This is a genomic window from Rhodobacter lacus, from assembly GCF_042683065.1.
In the GTDB taxonomy this organism is placed as follows: domain Bacteria; phylum Pseudomonadota; class Alphaproteobacteria; order Rhodobacterales; family Rhodobacteraceae; genus Rhodobacter; species Rhodobacter lacus.
This window is the reverse complement of the sequence record NZ_JBHUIX010000011.1, coordinates 90,672-106,761: the sequence shown is the minus strand read 5'-3', so window position 1 is coordinate 106,761 and position 16,090 is coordinate 90,672. Positions and strand designations below refer to the sequence as shown.

The window sequence follows — 16,090 nt, the reverse complement described above, 5'->3', positions numbered from 1 at the left end:
GTCAGCGCTTGCGCAGCTTGCGCAGCAGATGCCGCCAGCCGCCGGGCGCGACCAGAAAGCTCAGCAAAAAGCCAAAGCCAAAGCCGGCGAATTGCGCGATCCAGTCCGGGCTCGCGCCGAACAGCACCGCAAAGACAAGCTGCAACCCGGCCAGCATGCCGATCATCGAGAAGGCCCGGATCCGGTTCGGATCGCCGGGGCCGAGCCGCATCCACAAAAGCCAAGTGAAGGCGCCGATCAGCCCATAGGCGCCCGGATAGCCGCCCACCAGCGTCACCTGCGTGAAGGGCATCAGCGCATAGACGAGCGCGCCGAGGATCGAGGCGCCAAGAAACACCGCCGCCAGCGCCCAACTGGCAAAGACCTCGCCCACGAATTTGCCAAGCGCCAGCGTGAAGACGACGACAAAGGCGGCATGGGTCAGGCTGAGGTGCACGAAGGCATAGCTGATCAGCGTCACAAAGGGCCGGAACGACCAGTCCTGCAGCGCGATCATGCGCTTGAACAGCAGCGGATCAAAACCGAGCTGGCCGAGCATCTGATAGCGCCAGCCGATTGCCGCGGGGCCAAAGATCCCGGTGCCCGCCAGTGCAAAGATGATCTCGGTGACGACGATCGGCGCCACCAGAATCCACACCACCGTGGGCAGCGGGTTGACCGGATGTTCGTTGTAGCCGTGATGCATTGTCTCTCCCCTTGGCGCAACATTGCGCCGCGCGCCCTTTAGCGATAAGCGCAAGACGTCCGTTTTTCCAGCCCGGAGCCTGATCATGTCTGACAAACCCCTAGAAACTCCCGAAGATATCAACGCGCGTTTTACCCCGCGCATCTTTTCCGGCATCCAGCCCTCGGGCAATCTGACGCTGGGCAACTATCTGGGGGCTTTGCGCCGCTTTGCGCAAAAGCAAGATGAGGGGATCGAGACGATCTATTGCCTCGTCGATCTGCATGCGATCACCGTCTGGCAAGATCCCGAGGCGCTCAAAAAGCAGACCCGCGAGGCGGCGGCCGCCTTCATCGCCTCGGGGATCGACCCGGAGCGCTCGATCCTCTTCAACCAGTCCCAGGTTTCGGCCCATGCCGAGTTGGGCTGGCTTCTCAACTGTGTCGCGCGGATGGGCTGGATGAACCGCATGACGCAGTGGAAGGACAAGGCGGGCAAGAATGCCGAGAAGCAATCGCTCGGGCTCTTTGCCTATCCTTCGCTGATGGCGGCGGACATTCTGGTCTATCACGCGACGATGGTGCCGGTGGGCGAGGATCAAAAGCAGCATGTGGAGCTGACGCGCGACATCGCGGCGAAGTTCAACCATGATTACGGGGTGGAGTTCTTCCCCGCGCCGCTGCCCTTGATCGAGGGCGCGGCGACGCGGGTGATGAGCCTGCGCGACGGCTCGAAGAAAATGTCGAAATCCGACCCGTCCGATGCGAGCCGGATCAACCTCACCGACGATGCCGACACGATCGCCAAGAAGTTCCGCAAGGCGGTGACGGACCCCGAGCCGCTGCCCGAAAGCCTTGAGGGGCTCGAAGGCCGGGCCGAGGCGCGCAACCTTGTCAACATCTATGCCGCGCTCGCCGACATGACGCCCGCAGAGGTGCTGGGCCAATATGGCGGGCAGGGCTTTGGCACGTTCAAACCGGCGCTCGCGGATCTGGCCGTTTCGAAGCTCGAACCGATCTCGACCGAGATGAGCCGGCTGATGAACGATCCCGCCGAGATCGACCGGATCCTCGGTGCGGGGGCGGCGAAAGCGGATGCGATCGCCCAGCCGATCCTTGCGCAGACGCTCGAGATCATGGGGATGGTCCGCTCGCGCTGAGCACAGCGTGGGGGCTCTGCCCCCACACCCCCGGGATATTTGCACAAAGTCGAAGCCAAACCGCTTTCCCTTCGACTTTGTGCAAATATCCCGGGGGGTGAATGAGCGCAGCTCAGAGGGGGGCAGCGCCCCCCTGCGCCGGTGCCGCTTTCGCCTCGGCGCGGGGGTAGAGCCGCGCCATGGCGAGCCCGCGTGTGAGGTTCAGCACCATCAAGGCCGCCCAGAGCCCGTGATTGCCGAGCGCGGGCAGAAGCGCGACCAGGGCGAGCGCATAGATTGCGACCGAGACGATCATCGCATTGCGCATCTCGCGCGTCAGCGTGGCGCCGATGAAGATGCCGTCGAGCATCCATGAGGCAATGCCGATCAGCGGCGCCGCCACGAGCCATGGCAGATAGTGGCGCGCGCCCGCGCGCACTTCGGGCGCAGTGGTCATCAGATCAATGATCGCGCCGCCAAAAAGCGCAAAGGCGATGCTGAGCGCGAGCGCGCCGCTCAGGCCCCATTGCGCGGCGACCACCGCGGCGCGGCGCAGGCGCGCCGGGCTGCGCGCGCCGACAGCCTGACCGACAAGGCTTTCGGCGGCAAAGGCGAAGCCGTCGAGCGCATAGGCGGTGATTTGCAAAAACTGCAAAAGCACCTGATTGGCCGCGAGGTTTACATCGCCCTGCCCGGCGCCAAGGAACAGAAAGGCAGTGAAGCTGCCTTGCAAGATCACCGAGCGGATCATGATGTCGGTGTTGACGCGTGCCATCTGCCGCAGCGCGGCGCCGGCAAGGAGCGCGGCCCGGCTCAGCCCGGCGCGGAAAGCGTCGCGCGCGAGCCAGAGCGCGAGTGCCACCCCCGTCCATTCGGAGATCAAGGTTGCCGCCGCCACCCCCGCAACGCCCCAGCCAAGGCCCAGCACGAACAGCAGATCGAGCCCGACATTGAGCCCGTTCATCACCACTTGCAGCACCAGCACCGCGCGGGTGCGCTCCACAGCGATCAGCCAGCCGGTGAAGGCGTAAAGCGAGATTGTTGCCGGGGCGCCCCAGATCCGAATGGCGAGGTATTGGCGCGCGAGGCTTTCCACCTCGGCCGAGGCGGGCGCAATCTGGAAGGCGGCCCAGACCAGCGGCACCTGCAATGCGATCAGCGTGATCCCCGCGGCAAGGGCGATGATGAGGGCGCGCATCAGCCCCGCCGCGACCTCAAGACTGTCGCCCCCGCCCTTGGCCTGCGCAACGAGCCCGGTTGTGCCCATGCGCAAGAAGCCAAAGATCCAGTAGACCGAGGCAAGGATCACCGCGCCGATCCCCACCGCGCCAATGGGGGCGGCTGCGCCGATCTGGCCAACGACGCCGGTGTCGACGGCGCCCAGAAGCGGCACGGTGGCATTCGAGATCACGATCGGGGCGGCAATCGCCAGCACGCGGCGATGGCTGATATCGGCGCTGCCCAAGGTCTTAATCCTGATCCGGCATCAGGAAATGCCCGGTTGCCTGCGCAAAGAGGCGGGCGCGATTGTCTTGCCATGCCTCGACATGCACCGAGGCATAGCGCCGCCCGGAGCGGTTCACGCGGGCGCGGGCATAGGCATCGCGCGGCAGGCCGGAGCGCAGATAATCCACGGTGAAATCAATGGTTTTTGGCAGGCGCGGCAAAAACGGCTCGGGCGCGGACAGATCGATCCGTCCGGCCTCGACATCCTCCCACAGCGCCGCCCAGCCCAGCTCGATGATCGCCGCCACCTCAAGGAAAGCCGCAGTCACCCCGCCATGCAGCGCGGGCAGCATCGGATTGCCGATCAGCTTGTCGTCATAGTTGAGAACCGCCGTCAGCTCGTCGCCGCGCCGGTCGAAGGTGATGCCCAGAAAGCGAATATAGGGCACGCCGGAGACCAGCGCGTTCAGCGCCGCATCGCGACGTTGCTTGACCACTTGCACAGGCTCGGGCTTGGGGCGGCTCATTGCGCACCGCCTTTCGGGCGTTCGATGGTGAAGGCGCCGGTGGCGGTGGCGACGGGCAGGCCCGCTTCTTCGTCATGCGCGGTGGCGCGCAAAAAGGCGACGGTGCGGGTGATGTGATAGACCTCTGCCTTCGCGGTGATGCGCTGGCGGGGGGTGGCGGCACGCATGTAATCAATGCGCAGATCGAGTGTGGCGGTGCCGGCGGGGGCCTCGGGGTGGCTCATCACCGCCGCGCCGCAGCAGGTGTCCATCAAGGCCGAGACCGCGCCGCCATGAATGACGCCGCTGCGCGGATCGCCCACGAGTTCGGCGCGCCACGGCATCGAGAGCTCTGCCGTGCCCTCTCCCAGCGCCTCAAAGCGCATTTCGAGCGCCTGCGCATGCGGGATCGCCTCGATGAACTGCCGTGCCCGCTTCAGCCTCTCTTCGCCCATCGCCGCCTCCCTTTGGCTAAAAATGCCCTGCGGACCGGGCAAGCGCAAGCGGCGTTGCAGACCGCAAGCGTCAAGGGGAGTTGAACCGGACGGTTCGCCGCGCTAGCTTCCCGCACCAGGACGTGCGGGCAGGGACGTGCGAGGTCGCCCAGGGGAGGGGGAGATCATGGCCGATGTGCTGAGCTTCAAGGAAATGTGTGCGCGCTTCGATGTGACGCCGCGCACCTTGCGCTATTACGAGTATATCGAGTTGCTCTCGCCGCAGAAGGAGGGCCGGGCCCGGTTTTACGGCCCGCGCGAAGTGGCCCGGATGACGCTGATCCTGCGGGGGCGGCGCTTCGGCTTCTCGCTGGAGGAACTGCGCCAGTGGCTGCTGATTTATGACCATCAGGGCACGGAGGCGCAAAACCGCGCCTGGATCGCGCTGGCCGACCGGCAGCTTGGTGTTTTGACGGGGCAACTCGAGGAATTGCAGGGGGCGATCGCGGATCTGCGGGCGTTGCGCGACGATGTCGCCAAGACCCTCACGGAGTGAGCCGAGTCGCGCCCGGCTGCCCGAAAACCGCAGCCGATGAGGCTGGTTCCGGGGCCGATGCCTGCAAGGATCGGTCAGAGTTTTCCGAGGTTTCGGGCTGACATCACGTCAGCGCCACCGTGACGCCACGTTACAGTGACGCGAACGTCAACTTAAACGGTAATGTAGGACAGGCGGTCATTCTGCCGGCTTACGTTACGCCTAAGGAACCGAAAGGCGGCACGATGAGTGACGATCTGATGACGATCCGCGAGATGTGCGACGCGTTCGATGTGACGCCGCGCACCTTGCGGTTCTATGAGGCGAAGGAGCTGCTGTTTCCGCATCGCGAGGGGCAGAAGCGGCTGTTCACCCGGCGTGACCGGGCGCGGCTGAAACTGATTTTGCGCGGCAAGCGTTTCGGCTTCAGCCTTGAGGATATTCGCCAGTTGCTGGACCTCTATGACATGGGGGACCAGCAGCGCACGCAATTGGCCGAGACGCTCAAACTGGCGCGTCTGCGGCTTGACGCAATGGTGCGCCAGCGCGACGAACTCGATCAGGCGATCGAGGAGCTGGCGGCACAGATTGCCTGGGGCGACGCGAAACTGGCCACAGAGGCTGGCTGAGCGGCCCCGGGCTGGCAGACCAAGGGAGAGGGATCATGCCCAGCTACACCGCCAATATCCGCGACATGCAATTCGTGCTGCACGAGCTGCTCGACGTTTCCGCCTCCGGCGTGCCGGGCTATGCGGATCTGGAGCGGGAGTTTACCGAAGCCGTGCTCGATGCGGCGGGCAAGGTCTCCTCCGAGGTGCTCGCGCCCCTCAATGCGGTGGGCGACCATGAGGGGTGCAGGCTCGAAAACGGCGTGGTGCGCACGCCCAAAGGGTTCGACGCGGCCTTTGCGGCGATGAAAGAGGGCGGCTGGACCGCGCTTGATTGCAATCCCGATTACGGCGGGCAGGGCATGCCCTATGTGCTCAACTGCGCGGTGGGGGAGATGTTTGTCTCCTCCAACATGGCCTTCAACATGTATCAGGGGCTGACCCACGGCGCCGTTTCGGCGATCGAGGCGCATGGCACCGAGGAGCAGAAGGCGCTTTATCTTCCGAAGATGATTGCCTGTGACTGGACCGGCACGATGAACCTGACCGAGCCGCATTGTGGCACGGATCTGGGGCTTTTGCGCACCAAGGCCGAGCCGCAGGAGGATGGCAGCTACAAGATCACCGGCACCAAGATCTTCATCTCGGCGGGCGATCACGATCTGGCCGAGAACATCATCCACCTCGTGCTCGCCAAGGCGCCGGGCGGTGGCGAGGGCACCAAGGGGATCTCGCTCTTCATCGTGCCGAAAGTGCTGGTGAATGCGGATGGCTCGCTTGGCGCGCGCAACGCGGTGAGCGTGGGCAAGGTGGAGCACAAGATGGGCATCCATGGCTCGGCCACCTGCGTGATGAACTATGACGGGGCGACGGGCTACCTGCTTGGCGATCTGCACAAGGGCATGCGCGCGATGTTCACGATGATGAACGAGGCGCGGCTCGGTGTCGGGCTGCAGGGCTATGCGGTGGCCGAGGCCGCCTATCAAAACGCGGTCGCCTATGCCAAGGACCGGCTGCAGGGACGCGCCGTGACCGGGGCGGAAAATCCGGGCGGCGCCGCCGATCCGCTGATCGTGCATCCTGACATTCGCCGCGCGCTGATGGATCAGAAGAGCTTCCTTGAGGGCGCGCGCGCCTTCACCTATTGGGGCGCCACGCTGATTGACCGCGCGCATGGGCTTTCGGACCACGAAGCCGAGGGGCTGATCTCGCTGATGACGCCGGTGATCAAGGGCTTTTTGACCGACAAGGGGTTCGAGGCCTGCGTGCTGGCACAGCAGATCTACGGCGGGCATGGCTATATCGAAGAGCAGGGGATGAGCCAGTTCACCCGCGATGCCCGGATCACGATGATCTATGAGGGCGCGAACGGGGTGCAGGCGCTCGATCTGGTGGGCCGCAAGCTCGCACAGGATGGCGGCAAGCATGTGATGGCCTTCTTCGAGATGGTGAAGGCCGAGTGCAAGGCGCATGAAGGCGACGACCGGATGAAGCCGTTCACCGGGGCGCTCAAGGTGGCCTCGAAACAGCTTCAGGCGGCGGGGATGTATTTCATGCAAAACGGCATGAAAACCCCCAATGCGGCGCTCTCGGGCAGCTATGACTTCATGCATCTGATGGGGCATGTCTGCCTTGGCCTGATGTGGACGCGGATGGCGAAGGCGGCTTATGCCGCGCTCGACGGCGGCGCCTCCGATACCGGCTTTTATGAGGCGAAGATTGCCACCGGGCGCTATTACATGGCGCGCCAGATGCCCGCCTGCGCCATGCATCTGGCGCGGATCGAAAGCGGTGCCGAGCCGGTGATGGCGCTTGCCGCCGATCAGTTCTGATCGCGCACGGAATGGGATGCGAAAAGGGCGCCGCTTGCGGCGCCCTTTGTTTCGCTCCGCTGGCGCGGAGCGACCCGCCGGGGGCTCCGCCCCCGGACCCCCGGGATATTTGGACAAAGTCGAAGGACAGGGGCTTGGGGTGGGTCGCGCAAGCGGGGCGGATGCCACAGGGGCGCCGCGCGCCTGCGCTCTCGCGCCCGCGCCTGACACGTCATCAAATGTCTGCTTCGACTTTGTCCAAATATCCTGGGGGGTCCGGGGGGCGAAGCCCCCCGGCGGGTCGTCTCGGCTTTGCCGAGGCGAAAGAAAAGGGCGGCCCGTAGGCCGCCCTGTGTTCAGTTTCCGATCGGTGTTCCCCCGAGCCCCAAGGGCGCGGGGATGCCGAGGCTCGCCCCGCCACCCTGAGGCGGTTGCTGAGGCGTGCCGCTTGGCGCGCCCAGCCCCGGAGGGGGGCCGCCAAGCGAGGGCGCACCAAGGCTCAGCCCGCCGCCCGGCGCGGCCGGCTGGCCTCCGATCGGTGGCAGGCCCATGCCGCCCGGCGCGCCAAGCCCGCCCCCGAGACCGGGCATGCTCGGCAAGGTCACGGTCACATTCGACAGATCCACCGGCTTTCCTTTGTAATGCATCACCATCTGCGGGAAGGCGATGACGACAGCGATCATCGCGATCTGGATGAACACGAAGGGCACCGCGCCCCAGTAGATCTGCGAGGTCTTCACCGGCTCGGTGACCAGCCCCGTCACCTTGTCCACAAAGGGCACTTTCGGTGCCACCGAGCGCAGGAAGAACAGCGCAAAGCCAAACGGCGGGTGCATGAACGAGGTCTGCATGTTCACGCCCAAAATCACCCCGAACCAGATCAGGTCGATCCCCATTTTCTCGGCCGCCGGCGCCAGAAGCGGCACGATGATGAAGGCCAGCTCGAAGAAATCGAGGAAGAAGGCGAGGAAGAAGACCAGAAGCGAGACAACGATCAGGAAGCCCATCTCTCCGCCCGGCAGCGAGACGAGGAGATGCTCGACCCAAAGATGCCCGTTCACGCCGTAGAAGGTGAGCGAGAACACCCGCGCGCCCAGCAAGATGAACATCACGAAGGCCGAAAGCCGGGTCGTGGCGGCGAGCGCGTCGCGGACCACGGCCATGTTCAGCCGCCGCTTCACCCCCGAGAGGATCAGCGCGCCCACAGCCCCCATCGCGCCGCCTTCGGTCGGCGTGGCGACGCCGAGGAAGATCGTGCCGAGCACAAGGAAGATGAGTGCAAGCGGCGGGATCAGCACGATCACCACTTGCTGCGCAAGCCGGCTCATCCGGTTCAGATGCAGCCCCTTGTCGATAAGCGCGACCACGTAGATCACCATCACGGCGAGCGCCGAGGCGAGGATACCTGCGTTCGAGTTCCGCGCGGCCGGATCATGGAGCCATTGATAGGCCCCCCAGTAGATCGCCCCGCCAAAGACCAGCACGACAAAGAGCGAGGTGACGCCCGAGCCAAGCGTGCGCGCCTCTTTCGGCAGCGCGGGCATGGCCGCGGGCCGCACGATCGACATCACCGCAACATAGCCCATATAGATGCCGGTGAGCACGAGGCCGGGGATCAGCGCGCCCTTGTACATGTCGCCCACCGACCGGCCAAGCTGGTCGGCCAGAACGATCAGCACAAGAGAGGGCGGGATGATCTGCGCAAGCGTGCCAGAGGCGGCGATGACGCCGCTCGCCAAGCGGCGGTCGTAGCCGTAGCGCAGCATGATCGGCAGCGAGATGAGCCCCATCGCGATCACCGAGGCCGCAACGACACCGGTGGTGGCGGCAAGCAGCGCGCCCACAATGATCACCGCATAAGCCAGCCCGCCCCGCACCGGGCCGAAGAGCTGGCCGATCGTGTCGAGCAGGTCTTCCGCCATGCCGGATTTTTCCAGCACGATCCCCATGAAGGTGAAGAAGGGAATGGCCAGAAGCGTCTCGTTGCTGAGCACCCCCCAGAACCGCTCTGGCATCGCATTGAGGAGCGGCCAGCTCAGGTTGATCGTGCCGCCCGACAGCGGCGCCAGTTCGACGCCGATGATGAAGAACATCAGCCCGTTCGCGGCAAGCGAGAAGGCCACCGGATAGCCGAGGAGCAAAAAGCCGATGAGCGAGACGAACATGATCGGCGCCATGTTCGTGGCGATGAGTTCCAGCACCATCTCAGAGCCCCTTTTCTTCGACGAAGGACTCGGCCGAACCGTGATGGCCGGAGAAGGTGTGCGGATCCTCGATCAGCCCGCGCATGATCGCGATCTTCTTGATGATCTCGGAGAGGCCCTGCGCGAAGAGCAGGCTGAAGCCGATCAGAAGGAGCGACTTTGCCGGCCAGATCACGAGCCCGCCCGCATTGGTCGACAGCTCGCCCGAGCGCACTGACATCATCACATAGGGAAAGAGCATCCAGAGCATCATCGTCAGGAACGGCATCAGGAAGAACACATGGCCGAACAGGTCGATCCAGTGCTGCACCCGGCGCGAGAAGGCGCCATAGACGATGTCGATGCGGATGTGCTCGTTTTGCTTGAGCGTATAGGCGGCGGCGAGCAGGAAGGCTGCGCCGTAAAGATACCATTGCGCCTCGAGCCAGGCGTTCGACGAGACGTTGAACACCTTGCGGATGGTTGCGTTGATGGCGGAAATCAGCACCGCCACCAGAATGAGCCATGACACCGATTTGCCGATGAACTCGTTGATACGGTCGATGACCCGTGACAGGGCCAGCAAAGCGCCCATCGTCTCCTCCCCTTCCCAATTCCCCGGCCCACTGTGGGGCTTTGCTGTTCCTTGGCTGCTTGCGGCCAGAAAATCAAGCGCGACGGACCATCTGGTCCGTTCGGCTGACCAGTTTGCGCGAATGCAGGAGGATTTGTTCGCCTCCTGCGGGAGGCGGGCACGCGGGGCGAACAGAGAGAATCGGTCTTTGTGCGCGCCGGGCGATCTGTGGGCAGGCGAGGGCCGGGGCGAGGGGCGCGCGAACGGAGCCGCGACAGCGGGGCGGCGCGCGGCGGCGCAGGCCGGGGGCGGCGTGCTGGCGAGCCGCTCCGGGGCGCGCGAGCGCGCCCGCCGTCTTGTCGCGTGTTCGGGGGGGCGGTTCGCGCCCGGGTCAGACGACTCGCGGGGGCGCAACGTGGCGGTCTGTTTTCGGCTCCCGGCTTGCGGAAATATCGCGGGGCCGCTCATTTGCGCAACTTTTGCAACACTTGCAGCGGTGCCGCGACATTATATTCAGCGTTTTGCCGTTGACGCCCTTCCCGGCTGCCCCTAATGTCCGCCCCGATGCAACGAAAGGAACGACAATGTTCTCGCTTCTGGTTCTCGTAGGGGAGTGGCGCATGGGCCGGTGACGGTTGACCATAATGGTTCCCATGCGCCCTCGCCGAACACGCGGGGGCTTTTTGTTGCCAAACGGGTTGGGGCCTTGCCCCGATAGGTCGGGGGCAGTGCCCCGGGAAAGGACGTGAAAGATGTCGCGGCAGATGACCGGCGCGGAAATGGTGGTGCAGGCGCTCAAGGACCAGGGGGTCGATACGATCTTCGGGTATCCGGGCGGCGCTGTTCTGCCGATCTATGACGCGATCTTTCAGCAAAACGACATTCGCCACATCCTCGTTCGGCATGAACAGGCGGCGGTGCACATGGCGGAGGGCTATGCGCGCTCGACCGGCAAGCCGGGCTGTGTGCTCGTGACCTCTGGCCCCGGCGCCACGAATGCCGTGACCGGGCTCACCGATGCGCTGATGGACAGCATTCCGCTGGTGGTGTTTTCGGGGCAGGTGCCGACCTTCATGATCGGCACGGACGGCTTTCAGGAGGCCGATACGATCGGCATCACCCGGCCCTGCACCAAGCATAACTGGCTGGTGAAAGACCCGGCAAAACTCTCTGAAACCATCCATCAGGCGTTCCATGTTGCCACCTCGGGCCGCCCCGGCCCGGTGCTGATCGACCTGCCCAAGGATGTGCAATTCGCCACGGGCCCCTATAGCGGGCCGAAACAGGCGCGGGTGGACCATTACCAGCCGAAAATGAAGGGCGATATCGACGCCATCACCAAGCTTGTCGAGCTGATGGAAAAGGCGGAGCGGCCGGTGTTTTATACCGGCGGCGGCGTGATCAACTCGGGCCCCGGCGCGAGCCAGCTTCTGCGTGAACTGGTGGATGCCACGGGCTTTCCGATCACCTCGACGCTGATGGGGCTTGGCGCCTATCCGGCCTCCGGCAAGAACTGGCTTGGCATGCTCGGCATGCACGGGCTTTACGAGGCCAACCTCGCCATGCACGGCTGCGATCTGATGATCAACCTCGGGGCGCGGTTCGATGACCGCATCACCGGGCGGGTCGCCGATTTCTCGCCGACTTCAGTCAAAGCGCATGTCGATATTGACGCCTCTTCGATCAACAAGATCATCACGGTCGATCTGCCGATCATCGGCGACATTGGCCATGTGCTCGAAGACCTGTTGAAGGTCTGGAAGGCGCGCGGGCGCAAGACCCACAAGGAGGGGCTTGCGAAATGGTGGGCGATGATTGCGGAGTGGAAAAAGGTGCGCTGCCTGAGCTACACCAACTCCGACACGGTGATCAAACCGCAATATGCGCTGGAGCGGCTCGAAGCCCTGACCAAGGGGCGCGATCGCTACATCACCACCGAGGTGGGCCAGCATCAGATGTGGGCGGCGCAATTCCTCGGCTTTGAGGCGCCGAACCGCTGGATGACCTCCGGGGGGCTTGGCACCATGGGCTACGGGTTCCCGGCCTCGATCGGGGTGCAGATCGCCCATCCCGACGCGCTCGTGATCAACATCGCGGGCGAGGCCTCTTGGCTGATGAACATGCAGGAGATGGGCACGGCCACGCAGTTCCGCGCCCCGGTCAAGCAGTTCATCTTGAACAACGAGCGGCTTGGCATGGTGCGGCAATGGCAAGACCTGCTGCATGGCGGGCGCTATTCGCAAAGCTGGTCGGAGAGCCTGCCCGATTTCGTCAAGCTGGCGGAGGCCTTCGGCTGGAAGGGGATCGTGGTGAGCGACCCGAAAGAGCTCGACGATGCGATCATGGAGATGATCAACTACGACGGCCCGGTTCTGTTCGATTGCCTTGTCGAGAAGCACGAGAACTGCTTCCCGATGATCCCGTCGGGCAAACCGCATAACGACATGCTGCTCTCGGCGGATGCCGAGGCCTTCCGCGGCGGCGCCGCGCTGGTGTGAGAGCGCCGGGGGCGCTGCCCCCGGACCCCCGGGATATTTCCGGCAAGATGAAAGACATTCGGAAGGGAGAGGGCAATGGCCGCTCTGAACATCAAGAAAGGCTCCTCGAGCCACTCCGCCTATGACCTGCGCGACAGCCACTCCGATGTGGAGCGCAGCCACACGCTTGCGGTGATCGTCGAGAACGAACCGGGCGTTCTGGCGCGCGTGATCGGGCTGTTTTCCGGGCGGGGCTACAACATCGACAGCCTCACCGTGGCGGAAATCGACCACAAGGGGCACCGCTCGCGCATCACCATCGTGACGCGCGGCACCGAGGCGGTGATCGAGCAGATCAAGGCGCAGCTTGGCCGCATTGTGCCGGTCCATGAGGTGCATGACCTCACCGTGGAGGGCGCGGCGGTCGAGCGCGAGCTGGCGCTGTTCAAGGTTGCCGCGACGGGCGAGAAGCGGGTGGAATCGCTCCGCCTTGCCGATATTTTCCGCGCCAATGTGGTCGACAGCACGCTGGAGAGCTTTGTGTTCGAGATCACCGGCACGTCGGAGAAGATCGACGCCTTTGCCGAGCTGATGCGCCCGCTCGGGCTTGTGGACGTGGCGCGCACCGGTGTGGCGGCGCTTGCCCGCGGCGTCTGAGCGATCTGCGCTGCGACAAAGACGGGAGGGGGCCGCTGGCCCCCTTTTCAATGCCCGACGCTGTTGCGGATGCGCCGGAGCGCGAGCCAGACGATGACGACCACGAGGGGCGTGAGCCCGGCAATGGCCATTTCCTTCGAGATGCCGATTTCCTTTGCGATCGGGTAGACCGCATAGCCCGCAAGGCTCACCGCATAATAGCTGATCGCCACCACCGAGAGCCCTTCCACGGTGCGCTGGAGCCGCAGTTGCAGGTCCGAGCGGCGATCCATGCTTTCGAGCAGTTTCTGGTTTTGCGCCTGACGCGCCACATCGACCCTTGTGCGCAAGAGCTCGCCCGCCCGTGCCGCGCGCTCGACCATGGCGTTGAGCCGCACCTCGGCGGATTTCACCGTGCGCATCGCCGGATCATAGCGGCGCATCATGAATTCGTTGAACTTTTGGCGCCCGTTGAAACGGCTCTCGCGCAGCACCTCGACCCGGTCATGGACGATCGCCTCATAAGCGAAGGTTGCCGAGAAGCGGAACGTATGGGTGACGGCGAGGCTCTCGAGTTCGGTCGAGACCTCCAGCAGGCGATGCAGCGTGTTCTCGGCGGGGTGGGTGTCGTCCTTCATGGTGTCGACAAGCGCGCTCAGCTCGGGTTCGAGCGCGTTGAGCTTTTGCGTCAGCGAGCGGGCGCGGCCAAGGCCCAGCATCGAGACGGCGCGATAGGTCTCGATCTCGCAAATCCGTTGCACGATGCGCCCGATCCGGCCCTGCCCGGTGCCGGGGCGGGCGAAAACGGCAAAGCGCATCAGCCCGGCCGGGTCGATGCGGAAATCGGTAGCGACCACCGCGGCCTCGTCCAGCACCCAGGCGCAAACGAGGCTTTCGGGCACGAACCAGTTTTCGAGCGCGGGCAGGATCTTCGTTTCGTCCCCGGGCAGCTCCTCGATCCGGATCGAGACCGCGACGATGCGGCGCCCGGGCGCGTTTTGCACCCAGTCTGTCGGGAAGATCTCTGCCTCGACCGGGTCGAAGGGGCGCTCCGAGACGCCCGGCGCATGGGCGAGAAAGGTGGTGAATTCGGTATGGCTTTCCCATTTCAGCGCATGGCGGCCAATTTCGCCGCTGTAATGGGTGGCGCCCATCGGCGGCACCGCACCGCCCTGCCGGGTGAGCAGGTCGACGAGATGCTCGTGATCCTTGGCGCGGTCGCGGTTGACGGCGTCTTTCGGCTCCTTGAAGGCGAGATAGATCACATGGGCGGGCAGGTCGACCGAGGGAAAGGGGCGGGCATGAAGCTCGTTCACCAGCGCATAGCGCAGCGGATGGTCGTCAATCGGCGTCATCGGAGCCTCGCGCGGTTGGATCTGTTGAGGCTACCCTAGCACAGTCTGACGACAAGGAAAAAACACGTGAGGGCTCAGGGGCTTGCGGCATACAATCGCATGCGGTGAGGGGCCGGGTGTTTCGCCGCGGCAGGGCCGCGGCGACCCGCCGGGGGGCTTGCAGCCCCCCGGACCCCCCGCGGCGCCCGGCCCCCGCCCGCGCGCCGCGGGGGAACAGGCTGGTTTTTGCCACCGCGGCCAACTAGGGTGCGCGGAGCGAGGAGAGAGTGATGCCCAAACGCCTGCGCCTGACGCGCCGCTTTCCGGTGGCGATGACCAACGACGCCTACCGGACCTTGCAGCGCTTTGCCGATGAGGCGGAGATCAGCCCGGACGAGGCTCTGTGCTTTCTCTTTGAGCATTTCAGCTCGGTGACGCATCACGAAAACCTGACAGCGCGGCTGCGGCTCTTCAAGGCGGAGCTTGCGGCGCGCAAGGCCTGAGGCGGGGCGGCGCGATCCGCCCCTCTCGTGACGTTGCGCAACAAGGCGCCCTTGCCCCTTACGCGAAGGTCAATTCGTTGCGATAGTCGAGGCGAGCACGGGCCGCCCCATGGGCGCCCGGCCGGAACGCCCGGAAAGAGGAGCCCGGGAGCATGGCCCGGACCCGAGGAGGACCAATGACCGAAGCCTATATCTATGACGCCTGCCGCACGCCGCGCGGCAAGGGCCGCCCCGATGGCAGCCTGCATGAAGTGACCTCTGTCGCGCTTTCGGCGCGGCTTCTCAACGCGGTCAAAGCGCGCAACGGCCTGGAGGGCCACGCGGTCGAGGATGTGATCTGGGGCAACGTGACCCAGGTGGGCGAACAGGGCGGCTGCCTTGCGCGCTCTGCCGTGCTGCTCTCCGATCTGGACGAGTCGATCCCCGGCCTCTCGATCAACCGGTTCTGCGCCTCGGGCATGGAGGCGGTGAACCTCGCCGCCAACCAGGTGAAGGCGGGGGCGGGCGCGGCCTATATCGCGGGTGGCGTCGAGATGATGGGCCGCGTTGCGATGGGCTCGGACGGGGCGGCGATTGCCGTCGATCCGGCGCTGGCGCTCAAGACCTATTTTGTGCCGCAGGGGATCTCGGCCGATATCATCGCCACCGAATACGGCTTCACCCGTGAGATGGCCGATGCGCTCGCGGTGGAAAGCCAGCGCCGCGCCGCCGCGGCCTGGGCCGAGAACCGGTTTGCGAAATCGATCGTGCCGGTTCTCGACCAGAACGGGCTGACGATCCTTGATCGGGACGAATACATGCGCCCCGGCACCACGCTTGAAGACCTTGCCAAGCTCAAGGCCTCGTTCAAGGACATGGGCGAGGCGATGCCCGGCTTCGACAAGGTGGCAATGCTGAAATACCCCCATCTGGACCATGTCGAGCATATCCACCATGCGGGCAATTCTTCGGGCATTGTCGATGGCGCCGCCGCGGTGCTGATCGGCTCGAAGGAATTTGGCGAAGCGCATGGGCTCAAGCCGCGCGCGCGCATCCGCGCCACGGCGAAGATCGGCACCGATCCGACGATCATGCTGACCGGCCCGGTGCCGGTGACTGAAAAGATCTTGCGCGACAGTGGCATGGCGATTGGTGACATCGACCTTTTCGAGGTCAACGAGGCCTTTGCGGCGGTGGTTCTGCGCTTCATGCAGGCGTTTGACGTCAGCCCCGACAAGGTGAACGTGAACGGCGGCGCAATG

15 protein-coding genes are annotated in these 16,090 nt (G+C 64.8%); 8 read left to right on the top strand and 7 right to left on the bottom strand.

Annotated features, from left to right (window positions below; genetic code table 11):
- Window position 1: 1 nt before the first annotated feature.
- A complete protein-coding gene (locus ACFSM0_RS10090) occupies window positions 2-685 on the bottom strand; it encodes a rhomboid family intramembrane serine protease (protein ID WP_377389931.1) in 684 nt (227 codons plus the stop codon).
- Window positions 686-770: 85 nt separating this feature from the next.
- Here ACFSM0_RS10090 and trpS point away from each other — a divergent pair, with 85 nt between their 5' ends.
- Window positions 771-1,823, top strand: a complete 1,053-nt coding sequence (gene trpS / locus ACFSM0_RS10085) for a tryptophan--tRNA ligase (protein ID WP_377389929.1) — start codon at window positions 771-773, stop codon at window positions 1,821-1,823.
- Between the two features lie 112 nt (window positions 1,824-1,935).
- Here trpS and ACFSM0_RS10080 read toward each other — a convergent pair whose 3' ends face one another.
- The 3 genes from ACFSM0_RS10080 to ACFSM0_RS10070 are packed head-to-tail and all read right to left on the bottom strand — an operon-like array spanning window position 1,936 to window position 4,209.
- Window positions 1,936-3,267, bottom strand: coding sequence for an MATE family efflux transporter (locus tag ACFSM0_RS10080; protein ID WP_377389927.1), 1,332 nt, complete (start codon window positions 3,265-3,267; stop codon window positions 1,936-1,938).
- Between the two features lie 4 nt (window positions 3,268-3,271).
- The gene (locus ACFSM0_RS10075) at window positions 3,272-3,775 is read right to left on the bottom strand and encodes a PaaI family thioesterase (RefSeq protein ID WP_097069261.1); all 504 of its coding nucleotides are present in this window, start codon (window positions 3,773-3,775) and stop codon (window positions 3,272-3,274) included.
- Window positions 3,772-4,209, bottom strand: a complete 438-nt coding sequence (locus ACFSM0_RS10070) for a PaaI family thioesterase (protein ID WP_377389925.1) — start codon at window positions 4,207-4,209, stop codon at window positions 3,772-3,774. Before ACFSM0_RS10070 ends, ACFSM0_RS10075 begins: the two co-directional genes overlap by 4 nt.
- 166 nt (window positions 4,210-4,375) lie before the next feature.
- Here ACFSM0_RS10070 and ACFSM0_RS10065 point away from each other — a divergent pair, with 166 nt between their 5' ends.
- The 3 genes from ACFSM0_RS10065 (at window position 4,376) to ACFSM0_RS10055 (ending at window position 7,163) form a co-directional block, all read left to right on the top strand.
- Window positions 4,376-4,744: a MerR family transcriptional regulator gene (locus ACFSM0_RS10065; RefSeq protein ID WP_377389923.1), complete on the top strand. Its 369-nt coding sequence runs from the start codon at window positions 4,376-4,378 to the stop codon at window positions 4,742-4,744.
- Window positions 4,745-4,968: 224 nt separating this feature from the next.
- Window positions 4,969-5,352 (top strand): MerR family transcriptional regulator, encoded by a 384-nt coding sequence (locus ACFSM0_RS10060; RefSeq protein ID WP_377389921.1) that lies wholly within the window; start codon window positions 4,969-4,971, stop codon window positions 5,350-5,352.
- A gap of 35 nt (window positions 5,353-5,387) precedes the next feature.
- On the top strand, window positions 5,388-7,163 hold the full coding sequence (locus ACFSM0_RS10055; protein WP_377389919.1) for an acyl-CoA dehydrogenase C-terminal domain-containing protein: 1,776 nt from the start codon (window positions 5,388-5,390) through the stop codon (window positions 7,161-7,163).
- Window positions 7,164-7,498: 335 nt separating this feature from the next.
- Here the strand turns inward: ACFSM0_RS10055 and ACFSM0_RS10050 are convergent, their stop codons facing one another.
- Entirely contained in the window at window positions 7,499-9,343 is a 1,845-nt protein-coding gene (locus ACFSM0_RS10050; protein WP_377390572.1) for a TRAP transporter large permease, read from the bottom strand.
- A gap of 4 nt (window positions 9,344-9,347) precedes the next feature.
- Window positions 9,348-9,920, bottom strand: a complete 573-nt coding sequence (locus ACFSM0_RS10045; protein WP_377389917.1) for a TRAP transporter small permease subunit — start codon at window positions 9,918-9,920, stop codon at window positions 9,348-9,350.
- Between the two features lie 731 nt (window positions 9,921-10,651).
- Here ACFSM0_RS10045 and ACFSM0_RS10040 point away from each other — a divergent pair.
- A complete protein-coding gene (locus ACFSM0_RS10040; protein WP_377389915.1) occupies window positions 10,652-12,397 on the top strand; it encodes an acetolactate synthase 3 large subunit in 1,746 nt (581 codons plus the stop codon).
- 75 nt (window positions 12,398-12,472) lie between these two features.
- Window positions 12,473-13,033, top strand: coding sequence for an acetolactate synthase small subunit (gene ilvN, locus ACFSM0_RS10035; protein ID WP_377389913.1), 561 nt, complete (start codon window positions 12,473-12,475; stop codon window positions 13,031-13,033).
- A 47-nt stretch (window positions 13,034-13,080) separates the two neighbouring features.
- On the opposite strand, the gene ACFSM0_RS10030 is transcribed toward ilvN, so the two are convergent.
- Window positions 13,081-14,367, bottom strand: a complete 1,287-nt coding sequence (locus ACFSM0_RS10030) for a DUF3422 family protein (RefSeq protein ID WP_377389911.1) — start codon at window positions 14,365-14,367, stop codon at window positions 13,081-13,083.
- Window positions 14,368-14,636: 269 nt separating this feature from the next.
- Here ACFSM0_RS10030 and ACFSM0_RS10025 point away from each other — a divergent pair, with 269 nt between their 5' ends.
- Window positions 14,637-14,849, top strand: a complete 213-nt coding sequence (locus ACFSM0_RS10025; protein ID WP_377389909.1) for a hypothetical protein — start codon at window positions 14,637-14,639, stop codon at window positions 14,847-14,849.
- Window positions 14,850-15,025: 176 nt separating this feature from the next.
- A partial coding sequence (locus ACFSM0_RS10020) for an acetyl-CoA C-acetyltransferase (protein ID WP_377389907.1) occupies window positions 15,026-16,090 on the top strand: 1,065 nt, incomplete at its 3' end.

Bases quoted from the DNA above. Each gene is read 5' to 3' on its own strand.
- ACFSM0_RS10090 (WP_377389931.1), bottom strand. From the start codon at position 685: ATGCATCACGGCTACAACGAACATCCGGTCAACCCGCTGCCCACGGTG.
- trpS (WP_377389929.1), top strand. From the start codon at position 771: ATGTCTGACAAACCCCTAGAAACTCCCGAAGATATCAACGCGCGTTTT.
- ACFSM0_RS10075 (WP_097069261.1), bottom strand. From the start codon at position 3,775: ATGAGCCGCCCCAAGCCCGAGCCTGTGCAAGTGGTCAAGCAACGTCGC.
- ACFSM0_RS10070 (WP_377389925.1), bottom strand. From the start codon at position 4,209: ATGGGCGAAGAGAGGCTGAAGCGGGCACGGCAGTTCATCGAGGCGATC.
- ACFSM0_RS10065 (WP_377389923.1), top strand. From the start codon at position 4,376: ATGGCCGATGTGCTGAGCTTCAAGGAAATGTGTGCGCGCTTCGATGTG.
- ACFSM0_RS10060 (WP_377389921.1), top strand. From the start codon at position 4,969: ATGAGTGACGATCTGATGACGATCCGCGAGATGTGCGACGCGTTCGAT.
- ACFSM0_RS10055 (WP_377389919.1), top strand. From the start codon at position 5,388: ATGCCCAGCTACACCGCCAATATCCGCGACATGCAATTCGTGCTGCAC.
- ACFSM0_RS10045 (WP_377389917.1), bottom strand. From the start codon at position 9,920: ATGGGCGCTTTGCTGGCCCTGTCACGGGTCATCGACCGTATCAACGAG.
- ACFSM0_RS10040 (WP_377389915.1), top strand. From the start codon at position 10,652: ATGTCGCGGCAGATGACCGGCGCGGAAATGGTGGTGCAGGCGCTCAAG.
- ilvN (WP_377389913.1), top strand. From the start codon at position 12,473: ATGGCCGCTCTGAACATCAAGAAAGGCTCCTCGAGCCACTCCGCCTAT.
- ACFSM0_RS10030 (WP_377389911.1), bottom strand. From the start codon at position 14,367: ATGACGCCGATTGACGACCATCCGCTGCGCTATGCGCTGGTGAACGAG.
- ACFSM0_RS10025 (WP_377389909.1), top strand. From the start codon at position 14,637: ATGCCCAAACGCCTGCGCCTGACGCGCCGCTTTCCGGTGGCGATGACC.